Here is a 14,055-nt window from a genome sequence, read left to right as displayed (position 1 = left end):
GGCGGTTCCCTGCCAGGTGGAGGTGGGCCGTCCCGAGGGGCGGCGTGACCTTCGAGGAGAGACCGGGCCATCATGCGCCCTCTAGTGTGACACGAACGACCTGGGACAGCAGTGGCCGGACCCCGGGAACGTTGCGGTTCCTGAGTGATAATGCGCACGGAGAGCGGTCCCACCCGAAGGGCCGCCGGCAGGAGGGAAGAGGGTCAGATGGGTTGGGCAGCGCGGACGGGCATCACTGCGGGGATCGTGGTGGTGCTCGCGGGCGGCTACCTGACGGCCGACGCGTACGACGTCGTCCCCGGGATCCTCACGACCGCACCCGCGGTCGCGCCTGCAGCACCTTTCCCGACGCCTCCGGGCGCCGTGGACACCGCGTCACCTGCGCAGACGCTCCCGGTGCTCGACGAGGGCGCACCGGTGCCGGACGCGGCGGAGATCTCCGCCGGGCTCGACGCGCTCGTCAAGGATCCTCGGATGGGGAGCCGTGCCGGCGGCGTCGTGCTGGACCGGATCACGGGCGAGGTGCTCGCGCAGAGCAGCGCGGGCACACCCATGGTCCCGGCCTCGACGCAGAAGATCTTCACGGCCGCCGCGGCCCTCGCGTCGCCCGGTCCCGAGGTGACGCTCACCACGAAGGTGGTCGACGTCGGGGCGGGGACGATCGCCCTGGTGGGTGGCGGCGACATGATGCTCGCCGCTGGGGAGGGGGATCCCCTGGCGGTCAACGGGCGGGCGGGGCTCGCCGACCTCGCCGCCCAGGTGGCCGGCAAGCTCCGGCTCACGGGTGCGACGACGGTGCGGCTCGTGGTCGACGACCGGTACTTCTCGGGTCCCACCGTCAGCCCGGCGGTCTTCGCCGGGAACGTGACCGCGGGCTACGTCGCGCCCGTCACCGCCCTCGGGGTCGACGTGGCCCGGCTGAGCGACGCGGAGTACGCCAAGCGGAGCCCCGACCCCTCGCTCGCCGCGGCCGAGATCTTCGCGCAGCGGCTCGCCGACGTGGGCATCACGGTCACGGGCGCCCCCGAGCGCGGGGAGGCCCCGGCCGACGCGACGGTCCTCGGGTCGGTCGAGTCCGCGTCCCTCGAGGAGGTCGTGGGCTACTTCCTCCAGCACTCCGACAACACCATCACCGAGGTCGTCGGCCGCCTCGTCGCGATCGACGCGGGCCTGCCCGCGACGTTCGACGGCGCGACCCAGGCGGTCCGCGCGAGCATGGAGCGGCTCGGGGTGGACATGCAGGGGGCGGTGCTCGCGGACTGCTCGGGCCTCGGGGACGGCTCGGCCGTGACCGCGGACCAGCTCGCCGCGACGCTCATGCTCCTGACGGACCCTGCGCAGCCCGGGCTGCGGGCCGGCGCCGTGGGCCTGCCGATCGCGGGCCTGTCGGGGACGCTCGACGACCGCTTCCTGGCGTCGCCCGGCCGCGGTCTGGTCCGTGCCAAGACGGGCAGCCTGCCAGGAGTGACCTCGCTCGCCGGGACGGTCGTCACGGCGCAGGAGCGCCAGCTCGTGTTCGTCCTCCTCGCGGACGCGCTGCCCGAGGGCGGGTCGTACGGGGCCCGGCTGCTCATGGACGGGTTCGTCGGGGGCCTCGCGGACTGATCGCGTGCTGCGGGTCGTCTGCAACGGGCGCGACGGTCGACCGGCTGAGCGCAGCGGCTACGGTGGGGCGATGACGTCTCCCGTGCTCGGCACGCCGCTCGTCGACTGGTCCGCAGCAGCGCAGATCGCCGGACGGGTGGCCCGGCCGGGTCCCCTGGCCTCGCGCGACGAGCTCGCGGAGCTCGTCGCGGGCCTGCGGGCCGCGGCGTCGGACGCGGTCCCGCACGTCCTGCGCGTCACGCGCATGGTGCCGGCCGCCCCGCCCGGCAGCGCAGCAGCACCGGGGGGCGTCGCGAGCGAGGAGCCTGCCGAACTGTCGCAGGTGTTCGTGGTCGACCGCCCGCGCTGGGCGCGGGCGAACACCGAGGTCATGGCAAGCCTGACCGACGGAGTCGCCGACGCGCTGACGGGGAAGGACGACAAGCCGGTCTCGGCGACGACGGCCCTGGTGGGCGCGGCGCAGGTGGGGGCGGTGCTCGCGGCGCTGTCGGGCAGGGTGCTGGGACAGTTCGATCCGTACAGCGCCGCAGGCGGTAGCGTGGAGAGGGCCGCAGGCGGTCGCCCCGACGGCGGCACACCCCCTGGCCGACTGCTCCTCGTCGCGCCCAACGTCCTCCAGCTCGAGCGGGACCTGGACCTGGTCCCGGCCGACTTCCGCCTCTGGGTGTGCCTCCACGAGCAGACGCACGCCCTGCAGTTCGCGGCGGCCCCGTGGCTCGCCGACCACCTGCGGGCCCGCGCGCACGACCTGCTCGTGGGGCTCTCGGAGTCGTCGCGTCATCTGGCCGACGCCCGGTTGCGGGAGAAGGTCGCGACCGCGGGCCGCGTCGTCGTGCGTGCGGTCCGGGGCGAGGGCGGCGGCGTGGCCGAGGGCCTGCTCACGCAGGACCAGAAGGCCGTCCTCGAGGAGGTGTCGGGAGTCATGGCGCTGCTCGAGGGCCACGCGGACGTCATGATGGACGCCGTCGGGCGCCGGACGGTCCCCACGGTGCGTCGGATCCGTGCCCAGTTCGAGGCGCGACGCGACGGGCAGGGCAGCAGCACGCTCGACACGGTGCTGCGCCGCTTCCTCGGGATGGACGCCAAGCTCGCGCAGTACCGCGACGGTGCGGCGTTCGTCCGTGCCGTGGAGAGGCAGGTCGGGCGTGACGGCCTCAACGCGGTCTGGACGAGCCCCGGGACGCTGCCCTCGGCCCGCGAGATCGCGGAACCCGGCGCCTGGGTGCGCCGGGTCCACGGCTGACGGGGCGCAGGGTGGTCGGACCTCGTCCCGCGGACGCCGCGGCCCGCCGTGCGGTGCGTGCCGCGCTGCGTGACCTCGCGCCCGGCTCGCTCGTGCTCGTGGCCTGCTCGGGCGGGGCGGACTCGCTCGCGCTCGCGGCCGCGACGGCGTTCGTGGCGTCGCGCGACGGCCTGCGGGCCGGTGCGGTCGTCGTGGACCACGGCCTCCAGGGAGGGAGCGCCGACGTCGCGGCGCGCGCGGGCGAGCAGTGCCGCGCGCTGGGCCTCGATCCGGTCGAGGTGCGCGGCGTGCGGGTCGGGAGCCGGGGTGGGCTCGAGGCGGCCGCGCGGCACGCGCGCTACGCCCTGCTCGACGACGTCGCTCACCGCACGGGGGCGGCCGCGGTCCTGCTGGGGCACACGCTCGACGATCAGGCCGAGACCGTGCTGCTGGGTCTCGCGCGCGGGTCGGGGGCCCGCTCGCTCGCGGGCATGGCGGCCGAGCGCGGGGTCTACCGGCGTCCTCTGCTGGGGCTGCGTCGCACCGACACCGAGGCCGTGTGCGCTGCGAACGGGCTGACGTGGTGGACCGACCCCACGAACGGCGTCCCGGCCTGCGCGCCGACGCAGGCCGGAGCGGCCGACCTGCCGTTGCGCTCGCAGGTGCGCACCCGGGTGCTCCCGGTGCTCGAGGACGTGCTCGGCCCGGGGGTCGCGGTCACGCTGGCGCGGACGGCCGACCAGCTCCGCGAGGACGCCGACCTGCTCGACGACCTCGCGGCCCGGCTGCTCGACCGGGCGCGGGTCACCGAGCCCGACGAACCTCGCGAACCGGTCGGAGCGGACGTCGACGACCCGGCCTCGCGGGGCGCCCGGCCCGTCGGGACGCGTGACGAACGGCCGGTGACCCGACCGGACGTCGCTGTGGTGCTCGACACCCAGGTGCTGGCGGACGCCCCGGCCGCGCTGCGCCGTCGGGCACTGCGCGCCGCGGCCCAGGAGGCCGGGAGTCCCGCCGGTTCGCTCTTCGCGAGCCACGTCGCGACGCTCGACGCCCTGGTCGTCGCGTGGCGGGGTCAGGGCCCCGCGCACCTGCCGGGCGACCTTCGCGCCTCGCGCACCCGTGGGAGACTCTTCCTGGGGCCGGAACGGCCTCCCTCGCTCGCGCGAACCCCATCAGCAGAACCAGCACAGGAGTGAAACCCGTGGACTCATCCGACGTCGGCAACGACCTCGAGAACATCCTCCTCACCGAGGAGCAGCTCCGCGGGAGGCTGGACGAGCTCGCCGAGCAGATCGACCGCGACTACGCGGGCAAGGACCTGCTCCTCGTGGGCGTCCTCAAGGGAGCGGTCATGGTCATGGCCGACCTCGCCCGCCGCCTGCACCACGACGTCGAGATGGACTGGATGGCCGTCTCGTCCTACGGCTCGGGCACCAAGTCCTCGGGCGTCGTGCGCATCCTCAAGGACCTCGACGCCGACCTCACGGGGCGCCACGTGCTCATCGTCGAGGACATCATCGACTCGGGCCTCACGCTCTCGTGGCTGCTGTCGAACCTGCGCAGCCGCGGCCCCGCGTCGGTCGAGGTGGCGGCGATGCTCCGCAAGCCCGACGCCGCGAAGACCGAGGTCGACGTGCGCTACATCGGCTTCGACATCCCCAACGAGTTCGTCGTGGGCTACGGCCTGGACTACGCGGAGAAGTACCGCAACCTGCCGTTCGTGGGCACGCTCGCCCCGCACGTCTACTCGTCCTGACGCCTCACCCCAGCCCCGACCGGTGACGGCGGCGGGGGCGACGACCTCGGTCGCGCCCCCGCCGCCGGGCACCGCGGGGCGAGCCCGCGGCTCAGGCCGTGACCCGCGCGGGACGCCGCTCCTCGAAGCCACGCCCTGGGCGAACAGACCAGCCAACTGCCAGGTTGTGCGTGTAACTTCACTGGCGGAACCATTGCGCGAGTGGAGGGATGCGGGGGCTCGTCCCCGTCGCCGATGAACATCAAGAAGATTCTCAGCGGGCCGATCGTCTGGATCGTGGTGGGTCTGGCGATCCTCGGGATCGCCTTCATGGCCCTGTCCGGACCCAGCGTCCACCGTGTCGACACCTCGACCGGGCTCGAGCTCCTCCAGGACGGGAAGGTCGAGCAGGCCCTCCTGGTCGACGGGGACCAGCGCGTCCAGCTCACCCTCACCGAGGACTACGAGGTCGACGGCAAGTCGCAGGGCAAGAGCGTGGAGTTCTTCTACGTCGCACCCCAGGGCGAGGCCGTGGTGAACGCCGTGACCGAGGCGAACCCTCCCAAGGGCTACAACTCGGAGATCGCGCGTCCCTCGTTCCTCGCGTCGGCGCTCTCGCTCATCCTGCCGTTCCTCATCATCGGGCTCGTGTTCTGGTTCCTGCTGTCCCGCATGCAGGGCGGCGGCTCCAAGGTCATGGGCTTCGGCAAGTCCAAGGCCAAGCTCGCCTCGAAGGACACCCCGCAGGTCACGTTCGCCGACGTCGCCGGCGCGGACGAGGCCGTCGAGGAGCTCTACGAGATCAAGGAGTTCCTCGCCGAGCCGGACAAGTTCCAGGCCGTGGGCGCCAAGATCCCCAAGGGCGTGCTCCTCTACGGGCCTCCCGGGACCGGCAAGACCCTCCTCGCGCGCGCCGTCGCCGGCGAGGCCGGCGTGCCGTTCTACACGATCTCCGGCTCGGACTTCGTCGAGATGTTCGTGGGCGTCGGCGCGAGCCGTGTCCGTGACCTGTTCCAGCAGGCCAAGGAGAACTCGCCGGCCATCATCTTCGTCGACGAGATCGACGCCGTCGGCCGCCACCGCGGTGCCGGCATGGGCGGCGGGCACGACGAGCGCGAGCAGACGCTGAACCAGCTCCTCGTCGAGATGGACGGGTTCGACGTCAAGACCAACGTCATCCTCATCGCGGCGACCAACCGCCCTGACATCCTCGACCCCGCGCTCCTGCGTCCGGGCCGTTTCGACCGCCAGATCGCGGTCGAGGCACCCGACCTCAAGGGCCGCGAGGCGATCCTGGCCGTGCACGCCCAGGGCAAGCCGATCGTCCCCGAGATCGACCTGGCCGCCGTCGCGCGCCGCACCCCCGGCTTCACGGGTGCGGACCTCGCGAACGTGCTCAACGAGGCCGCGCTGCTCACCGCGCGCTCGGGTGCCCAGCTCATCGACGACCGCGCGCTCGACGAGGCCATCGACCGCGTGATCGCCGGCCCGCAGAAGCGGACCCGCGTGATGAACGTCAAGGAGCAGAAGATCACGGCGTACCACGAGGGCGGTCACGCCCTGGTCGCCGCGGCCATGCGCTACACGGACCCCGTCACCAAGGTGACGATCCTGCCGCGTGGTCGTGCGCTCGGCTACACCATGGTCATGCCGCTCGAGGACAAGTACTCCACGACGCGCAACGAGCTGCTCGACCAGCTCGCCTACGCCATGGGCGGCCGCGTGGCCGAGGAGCTCGTGTTCCACGACCCCACGACGGGCGCCTCGAACGACATCGAGAAGGCGACCGCGATCGCCAAGAAGATGGTCACCGAGTACGGCATGAGCGAGCGCGTCGGCGCGATCAAGCTCGGCATCGGCGCGGGCGAGCCCTTCATGGGTCGCGACATGGGCCACACGCGCGACTACTCCGAGTCGGTCGCGGGCACGGTCGACCACGAGGTCCGCCGCCTGGTCGAGTCGGCCCACGACGAGGCCTGGGAGGTGCTCGTCCAGTACCGCGACGTGCTCGACCACCTGGTCCTCGAGCTCCTCGAGAAGGAGACGCTGAACCAGGCCGAGCTCGCCGAGATCTTCGCTCCCGTCGTCAAGCGCGACGCGCGTGAGGTCTGGCTCTCGAGCGAGCAGCGCTCGGTCTCGCAGCGGCCCCCGGTCATGACCGAGGCCGAGAAGGCCACGCTGCCCAAGGACCCGCAGGGGCACCCCGTCGTGGTCCCGCAGGACGAGGCCGCCGCGGCGGCCGACGAGCTCCCGCCCGAGCGCATCGGCGAGGTCCCCGCGGACCGCGTGGTCGACGACGGGCAGGTCTGACGTGGCCCAGGTGCCCGACCAGGGGCTGCGTGCCCCGGCGGACGTCCCCGAGTACGACGAGGAGCGGGCCCGCGCAGCAGTGCGTGAGCTCCTGCTCGCCGTGGGCGAGGACCCGGACCGCGAGGGCCTCCAGGAGACCCCGTCCCGTGTCGCTCGCGCCTACCGCGAGATCTTCGCGGGCCTGCGCCAGGAGCCCTCGGACGTCCTGACCACCATGTTCGACCTCGGTCACGAGGAGATGGTGCTGGTCAAGGACATCGAGGTCTACTCGACGTGCGAGCACCACCTGGTGCCGTTCCACGGCGTGGCGCACGTCGGGTACATCCCCAACGTGGACGGTCGCATCACGGGGCTGTCCAAGCTGGCCCGCCTGGTCGACGTCTTCGCGCGCCGCCCCCAGGTCCAGGAGCGCCTGACGTCGCAGATCGCCGACGCGCTCGTCGAGAACCTCGCGCCGCGCGGCGTGATCGTCGTGGTCGAGTGCGAGCACCTGTGCATGTCCATGCGGGGCGTGCGCAAGCCTGGTTCGCGGACCGTGACCTCGGCCGTGCGCGGCCAGATGCGCGACGGCGCGACCCGCGCCGAGGCCATGAGCCTGATCCTGGGACGGTAGGCACGACGCAGTGCGGTACACGCAGCACGGCACGGCCCCCGCTCTCCTGCCCGAGCTGGGGGACCTCGACCGGACGCTCGTCATGGGCGTCGTCAACGTCACGCCCGACTCCTTCTCGGACGGTGGCGAGTGGTTCGAGCCGCGCGCGGCGATCGAGCACGGCCTCGAGCTCCTCGCGGAGGGAGCGGACGTCCTCGACGTCGGGGGCGAGTCCACCCGCCCCGGTGCGGGGCGCGTCCCGGTGGAGGACGAGCTGGCCCGGGTCCTGCCCGTGATCTCCGCGCTCTCGGCCCAGGGGGCGGTCGTCAGCGTCGACACGACGCGGGCGCTCGTCGCCGAGCAGGCCGTCGCGGCGGGCGCGCGCATCATCAACGACGTCTCGGGGGGCCTCGCGGACCCGGACATGGCCGGTGTGGTCGCGCGCACCGGGGCCGTGTTCGTCGTCATGCACTGGCGCGGGCACGCGGACGTCATGGACGACCTCGAGCAGTACGACGACGTCGTGACGGACGTGCGCGACGAGCTCGCCGCACGCGTCAAGGCGCTGCGGTCGGCGGGCGTGCGGGACGAGCAGATCGTCCTGGACCCAGGCCTGGGGTTCTCCAAGGCGGGCTCCACCAACTGGCCGCTCCTGACGCACCTGGACGTCCTGCGGGAGCTGGGCTTCCCGGTCCTCGTCGGCGCGTCGCGCAAGCGGTTCCTGGGTCACCTGCTCGCAGGCCCGGACGGCGAGCCCGTCCCCCCGCTCGCACGTGACGGGGCGACCGCGGCCATCACGGCCCTCGCGGCGGCAGCGGGTGCCTGGTGCGTGCGCGTGCACGCGGTCCGGTCCTCGGCGGACGCGGTGCGGGTCGCCGCGGCGTGGACTCGGGCCGGGGCGACGGGGGAAGATGCCTCCGGGGGAACGGTCGCCGAGGCGGTCACCTCCGGCACACCGGCGGGACGAACGACCGCTGGCCCCGCAGACCTGCCCGACCGGGTGGCGCAGCGGGCGAAGGACAGCGGAACGAACGACAGCGACGACAGGAGTACGACGTGAGCACAGCGTTCCAGGGAGCGGTGCACGGGACCGACGGTCGCCCTCTCGACCAGATCCGGCTCACGGGGCTCAGCGCGACGGGGCACCACGGTGTCTTCGAGCACGAGCGGATCGACGGTCAGCTCTTCCGTGCCGACGTCGTGCTGCACCTGGACACGCGGCGCGCCGCGTCCGGGGACGACCTCGAGGACACCGTGAGCTACGCGGTCGTCGCGGAGGACGTCGTCGCGGTGCTGGCCGGTTCGCCCGCGGACCTCATCGAGACGGTCGCCGAGCGCGTCGCCGCGGTCGCGCTGCGCCACGCGTCGATCGAGGCGGTCGACGTCGCGATCCACAAGCCGCAGGCGCCCATCACGGTGCCGTTCGACGACGTCGAGGTCGTCATCCGCCGCGACCGCGTGAAGGTGCCCGTGGTCGCGGTCGAGCCCGTTCGTGTGGTCCCTCTCCCGGTCGGTTCGATCACCCCCGCGGTGCTCGGCAACGTCGCGGTCGGAGAGCCCGGCCCCACCGCCGGGACGCCGCTCGAGGCGCCCGCCGTGATGCCACCGTCGATCCCGCCCGCGGCGCCCGTCGCGGCCCCCGACCGTTCGACCGACCAGGGCTTCCTTGCGGTTCCGGAGGACCTCGGCGCTCCCGCGGAGTCCGTGACGAGCAGCATCTCCGACGCAGAGTTCGTCGAGGCGCTCGACTCGTTCTACAGCGCACCTGAGGACGCGCTGAGCGCGCCGGCTCCCGTCGACGAGGTCGCAGCGCAGCCCGCGGCCGTCCTGGAGGCCTCGGCTCCGCAGGACGCGCCCGTCGTGCCCGACGACGTCGCACCGGTCTCGTACGAGGCCGAGCCTTCGGCCGTGGTCGTGACCCCAGAGCCCGTCCCGGAGGCCGTCGAGGAGATCGCGCCCGTGCCCGAGCCGGTCGCTGCGGACGAGCCTGCCGACGAGGCGGCGCCCCTCGATGCCCCTGCGAGCGTCGAGCCGCTCGCGGGGTACGGAGCCGCAGCGTACGAGCCCGCACCTGCCGAGCCTGTCGTACCTGCCGAGCCGGTCGTGGCCGACGTGCCGGTCGCTCCCGCTGAGCTGGTCGAGCCGGTCGTGGCCGACGTGCCGGAGGTCGCTGCGGAGGACGCCGCACCGGCGGACGTCGCGGCTCCTGCCGAGCCCGCCGGGACCTCGGTCCCCGCGGTCCCCGTCGAGCCCGCCGCGGCCGAGCCGGCCGAGCCTGCCCAGCAGGTGGCGGCGCCGGTCGAGTCCCCGGCGCAGGACCCGGCGCCGATGGCACCCGTCGAGCCCGGTCTCGCGCACGTGCTGCCCGTCGAGATCGAGGCCGCCGCTCACGCCGAGCCGCTCGCGGTCGAAGAGGCCGTCGAGCCCGCCGAGACGGTTCCGTCGGGCGAGGCCGTCGACGCCTCGCCCGTGACGCCGCTCGCGGTCGCGCCCGAGCCGTCGCCCGAGCCCGTCCCGGTCCCGGCTCTCGAGCCGGCGGCGGGGGCAGCAGCCGAGCCTGAGCCCGCGCCCGTGGTCGAGACCGATCGCCTCGACGAGGCGCCGTCGGGCTTCGTGCCGGTCGTCCTCGCTCTGGGTGCGAACCTCGGCGACGCCCAGCAGACGCTTCGCGACGCCGTCACGGACCTCGACCGGATCTCCGGCCTGGAGATCACCGAGGTCTCGCCCCTCGCGCGGACCGCGGCGGTCGGCGGACCTGACCAGCCCGACTACCTCAACGCGATCCTGCTCGCACGCACCACCCTGTCCCCGCGGGCCCTGCTCAGGGCCTGCCAGGGAGTCGAGAACGCCCACGGGCGGGTGCGCGCGGAGCGCAACGGGCCGCGGACGCTGGACGTCGACCTGATCGTCTACGGCACCGTCGCGGAGATCACCGAGGACCTCGAGCTGCCGCACCCTCGCGCCCACGAGCGCGCGTTCGTCCTGGAGCCCTGGGCGCAGGTCGCCCCGGAGGCCTTCCTGCCCGGGCTCGGCGGCGGCCCGGTCGCGACCCTCGCCGCGACGGCTCCGGACCGTGGCGGCATCCGTTGGCTCGCGCTCGACTGGCTGACGGACGCGGAGCCCGAGCCCGCTCCTGCGGCGACACCGCCAGCGGTGCCCGTCGTCGAGCCGGCCGCCGCCCCGGTGCAGAGCGCCCCGGCACAGCCCGCTCCGGTCGAGCCCACAGCCCCTGAGGCTCCGGCTGAGCCCGAGGCCCCTCGGGCCTCGCACGACCAGCCCGCGTTCGTCGCGGCACCTGCACCGGCACCTGCACCTGCACCCGCCCCGGCTCCCGACGTCCAGGAGCAGCCGGCCGCGCCTGCGGTCCCGGCCGCTCCCGCCGAGCCAGCGTCCTTCGTCCCGGCCTTCCACCCCGTGCACCCGCAGGACGGCCAGGAGCCCCCGCACCCGCAGGTCCCGCCGTTGTGGGCGGACGTGTCCGCTCAGCAGACCCCGACCACCCCGGAACCGGGCTCGTCGGCGCAGGGCGCCACGGACCGCCTCGGCGGCGCACCGGCGGGCTCCTCGGACACCCCGGCCCCGGTCGCGCCGAGCTGGTCCGCCCTGACGGCTCCTGCGCAGCAGGTCCCTGAGGCACAGCTCCCGGCGCCGACGGCGTTCGCCCCGCAGCCTGTCGACGCCCCGGCCCAGGCCCCGGAGCCGGCCGCGCTGGCGTTCCGCCCGGTCCACGAGGCGCCGGCCAGCGCCTTCCAGCCCGTGCACCCGGCGCAGCCGGTCCCCCCTGCGCAGCCGGTCAAGCAGGAACCGATCACGGGCGTGCCCATGTCCTTCCCGGCCGACCTGCGCGGTCCGTCGAGCTGATGCAACGCACCAAGGTCACGACGCTCCTGCTCGTCACGGTCGCCACGACGCTGCTCGGGTGGCTCGTCGTCGTCGGGCTCGAGCGCCGTGCGACCTATCTGCCCGCGGTGCCGTGGGTCGTGGACGTGGCCCTGCTCGGGCTGGCCGCGGCAGTGTTCTGGGCGGGGTGGGCGGTCCGCTCGTACCTCAAGGGACGTCGGCCGTCGCTCGACCCGCTGCGCGCCGCGCGCACCCTGGTGCTGGCGAAGGCGGCGGCCCTCACGGGCTCGCTCCTCGCCGGGTGGTACCTGGCGCAGGTCGTCGCGGTGCTCGGCGACCTCGCGATCGAGGCGCGGCGCGACCGGGCGGTCGCCGCAGGGATCGCGGCCGCGTGCGCGCTCGTGCTCGCCGTCGTCGGGCTCGTGGTGGAGAAGTTCTGCCAGCTCCCGCCCGAGGACACCGAGCCGGGCCCGGGTGGTCGGTCGCGGGCTCCCGGTGACCACGAGCCCGAGGCCGACTCCGCAGGCTGACGCGCGTCAGCACGTCGGACGACGCGGTGGGCGCGCCCCGGATGGGAGGATGAGGCCATGACCGACCACGCCTCCGATCATCCCGTCGACCGGGTCCCGGCGACGGCACCCAGCGGACCCTTCGACCCGCCGGGGGTGACCTGGCAGGGCGTCTCGAGCCGGCTCGTCACCGCGCGGCTCGTCACGGTGGCGATCTCGCTCCTCGTGCCGTTCGTCCTGGGGGCCGTCTTCGCGCTGGTCTTCAGCCTCGTGTGGCTGTGGATCATCCCGGCCGTCGCTCTCGTGATCGGCATCTGGTGCGCCCTGGTCGTGCCCCGGCAGGTCCGTGCGATCGGCTACGCGGAGCGCGACGAGGACCTCCTGATCCGCAAGGGCGTGATGTTCCGCTCGCTCGTGGTGGTGCCCTACGGGCGCATGCAGTACGTCGACGTGCAGGCCGGCCCGCTGGCCCGCAAGCTTCGGATCGCGCAGGTCCAGCTGCACACCGCGTCGCCCGCGACCGACGCGTCGATCGAGGGGCTCGAGCCCGCTGAGGCCGAGCGCCTGCGCGACCGTCTCGCGTCCCGCGGAGAGGCACGGTTGGCCGGGCTATGACCGAGCGCAGCACTCCGCCCGAGTCTCCGCCGACCGACCTGACCTGGCACCGCGTCCACCCCGTGACCCCGGTGGTCCGTGGGTGGTCCGTGATCGCGGTCCTGCTCGTCATCGTCGGCAACCGCACCCTCGAGGGGCTCCCCGAGGGGCAGAACATGCTGGCCGGCAACGGCTGGTGGCAGATCCTGGGCGCGATCCTCGTGATCGGCCTGATCGGCCTGGGCTACTCGGCCCTGGCGTGGCGCATGACGACCTACGCGGTCGACGACGAGTCGGTCCGCCTGCACACGGGCGTCCTGTTCCGGCAGCAGCGCAAGGCGCGCCTCGACCGCCTCCAGGCCGTCGACATCGTCCAGCCGCTCGTCGCGCGGCTGTTCGGGCTCGCCGAGCTCAAGCTCGAGGTCGCGGGGGGCTCGGACTCGGGCATCAAGCTCGGCTTCCTCAAGCTCGACGAGGCGAACCACCTGCGGGCCGAGCTGCTCGCCCGGGCAGCGGGCCTGCGTCTCGGCACGACGCCCGCGCGGCCCGCGGCCGTCCCGGGGACCTCGGCAGGGGACACCGCCGGAAGCCCTGCCGTCGGTGACGCTCCCCGCGGTGACTCCGTCCAGGGGCCCCCCGTCGACGCAGCCGGCGCCGGTGCTCCCGGGGTGGGCGACGTCGTCGGGCACGTGCTCCTCGAAGCCCCCGAGGCCCCCGAGCAGCCCGTCATGGAGGTCCCTCCGGGCCGCCTGATCTGGTCGCTGATCCGTACCGTCGCCATGATCGTCCTGGTCCTGGCCGTGCTCGGCCTCATCGGCGTCGCTGTCGGTACGCGCGAGATCGGGACGCTGTTCACGGCGCTCCCGCTGGTCCTGGGCGTCGGCGGCTACCTGTTCGGCCGGTTCACGCGCGAGTTCAACTTCCGCAGCGCGATCTCGCCCGACGGCATCCGGCTGCGCCACGGCCTGCTCGAGACCCGTTCGCAGACCATCCCGCCCGGGCGCGTGCAGGCGATCCGCCTCACGCAGGGGCTCCTGTGGCGCAGCGCCGACTGGTGGCGCGTCGAGGTCAACGTGGCGGGCTACGGCCAGAGCGCGGACGGGACGACGAACAACAGCGTCCTGCTGCCCGTCGGCACGCGCGACGAGGCGCTGGGCGCGGTGTGGCTCGTCCTGCCGGACCTCGGCACGGTCGACCCGCGCGCGCTGCTCGACGAGGCGCTGTCAGGCATCGACGAGGGGGCCCACTTCACGACGGCCCCGCGGCGCGCCCGGATCCTCGACCCGCTCTCGTGGCGCCGCAACGGTTTCGCGGTCACGGGCCGAGCGCTGGTCCTGCGGCGCGGGCGCCTGGTGCGCCGGGTGGAGATCGTGCCGCACGAGCGCACGCAGTCGCTGGGGCTGCAGCAGGGTCCGTGGCAGCGGCGCCTGCGGGTCGCGACGTTCGCGGTGCACTCGGTGCCCGGGCCCGTCACGCCGTCGGTGCCGCACCTCGACGAGCACGTCGCGGGAGCCCTCATGGACGAGCAGGCCCGGCGCGCCCGCGAGGCGCGCGCGCACGCGGGGCCCGAGCTGTGGATGCGGCGCGACGAGGTCGCGGCGGCCGTCGAACGGATCGAGAGCGGTGAAGGAACAGGTGACTGAGG

At 74.1% G+C, this 14,055-nt stretch carries 11 protein-coding genes; all 11 read left to right on the top strand.

What is annotated here, in order from left to right; all coding sequences use genetic code 11:
* Nucleotides 1-207 precede the first annotated feature (207 nt).
* Nucleotides 208-1,605, top strand: a complete 1,398-nt coding sequence (dacB, locus tag ASE15_RS01075; protein WP_056760617.1) for a D-alanyl-D-alanine carboxypeptidase/D-alanyl-D-alanine-endopeptidase — start codon at nt 208-210, stop codon at nt 1,603-1,605.
* A 70-nt stretch (nt 1,606-1,675) separates the two neighbouring features.
* A complete protein-coding gene (locus ASE15_RS01070) occupies nt 1,676-2,848 on the top strand; it encodes a zinc-dependent metalloprotease (RefSeq protein ID WP_056761377.1) in 1,173 nt (390 codons plus the stop codon).
* Between the two features lie 11 nt (nt 2,849-2,859).
* A complete protein-coding gene (gene tilS, locus ASE15_RS01065; protein ID WP_056760615.1) occupies nt 2,860-4,026 on the top strand; it encodes a tRNA lysidine(34) synthetase TilS in 1,167 nt (388 codons plus the stop codon).
* Nucleotides 4,027-4,031: 5 nt separating this feature from the next.
* The gene (gene hpt, locus ASE15_RS01060) at nt 4,032-4,586 is read left to right on the top strand and encodes a hypoxanthine phosphoribosyltransferase (RefSeq protein WP_056645212.1); all 555 of its coding nucleotides are present in this window, start codon (nt 4,032-4,034) and stop codon (nt 4,584-4,586) included.
* 234 nt (nt 4,587-4,820) lie between these two features.
* Nucleotides 4,821-6,875: an ATP-dependent zinc metalloprotease FtsH gene (gene ftsH, locus ASE15_RS01055; RefSeq protein WP_056645215.1), complete on the top strand. Its 2,055-nt coding sequence runs from the start codon at nt 4,821-4,823 to the stop codon at nt 6,873-6,875.
* A 10-nt stretch (nt 6,876-6,885) separates the two neighbouring features.
* Nucleotides 6,886-7,488, top strand: a complete 603-nt coding sequence (gene folE, locus ASE15_RS01050) for a GTP cyclohydrolase I FolE (RefSeq protein ID WP_056646542.1) — start codon at nt 6,886-6,888, stop codon at nt 7,486-7,488.
* Nucleotides 7,489-7,570: 82 nt separating this feature from the next.
* Complete coding sequence (gene folP, locus ASE15_RS01045) at nt 7,571-8,527, top strand: dihydropteroate synthase (protein ID WP_082618172.1); 957 nt, start codon at nt 7,571-7,573, stop codon at nt 8,525-8,527.
* Nucleotides 8,524-11,328, top strand: coding sequence for a 2-amino-4-hydroxy-6-hydroxymethyldihydropteridine diphosphokinase (gene folK, locus ASE15_RS21320; protein ID WP_082618076.1), 2,805 nt, complete (start codon nt 8,524-8,526; stop codon nt 11,326-11,328). The genes folP and folK overlap by 4 nt, the downstream gene beginning before the upstream one ends.
* Complete coding sequence (locus ASE15_RS01035; RefSeq protein WP_082618075.1) at nt 11,328-11,837, top strand: DUF3180 domain-containing protein; 510 nt, start codon at nt 11,328-11,330, stop codon at nt 11,835-11,837. The genes folK and ASE15_RS01035 overlap by 1 nt, the downstream gene beginning before the upstream one ends.
* 57 nt (nt 11,838-11,894) lie before the next feature.
* Complete coding sequence (locus ASE15_RS01030) at nt 11,895-12,431, top strand: PH domain-containing protein (RefSeq protein WP_056645217.1); 537 nt, start codon at nt 11,895-11,897, stop codon at nt 12,429-12,431.
* Nucleotides 12,428-14,053, top strand: coding sequence for a PH domain-containing protein (locus tag ASE15_RS01025; protein WP_056760612.1), 1,626 nt, complete (start codon nt 12,428-12,430; stop codon nt 14,051-14,053). Before ASE15_RS01030 ends, ASE15_RS01025 begins: the two co-directional genes overlap by 4 nt.
* Nucleotides 14,054-14,055 lie beyond the last annotated feature (2 nt).

Source organism: Oerskovia sp. Root22 (genome assembly GCF_001429135.1).
GTDB lineage: Bacteria > Actinomycetota > Actinomycetes > Actinomycetales > Cellulomonadaceae > Oerskovia > Oerskovia enterophila.
This window is presented reverse-complemented; position numbering and strand designations above follow the sequence as displayed.

Bases quoted from the DNA above. Each gene is read 5' to 3' on its own strand.
- ASE15_RS01035 (WP_082618075.1), top strand. From the start codon at position 11,328: ATGCAACGCACCAAGGTCACGACGCTCCTGCTCGTCACGGTCGCCACG.
- ASE15_RS01030 (WP_056645217.1), top strand. From the start codon at position 11,895: ATGACCGACCACGCCTCCGATCATCCCGTCGACCGGGTCCCGGCGACG.
- ftsH (WP_056645215.1), top strand. From the start codon at position 4,821: ATGAACATCAAGAAGATTCTCAGCGGGCCGATCGTCTGGATCGTGGTG.
- ASE15_RS01025 (WP_056760612.1), top strand. From the start codon at position 12,428: ATGACCGAGCGCAGCACTCCGCCCGAGTCTCCGCCGACCGACCTGACC.
- ASE15_RS01070 (WP_056761377.1), top strand. From the start codon at position 1,676: ATGACGTCTCCCGTGCTCGGCACGCCGCTCGTCGACTGGTCCGCAGCA.
- dacB (WP_056760617.1), top strand. From the start codon at position 208: ATGGGTTGGGCAGCGCGGACGGGCATCACTGCGGGGATCGTGGTGGTG.
- folP (WP_082618172.1), top strand. From the start codon at position 7,571: ATGGGCGTCGTCAACGTCACGCCCGACTCCTTCTCGGACGGTGGCGAG.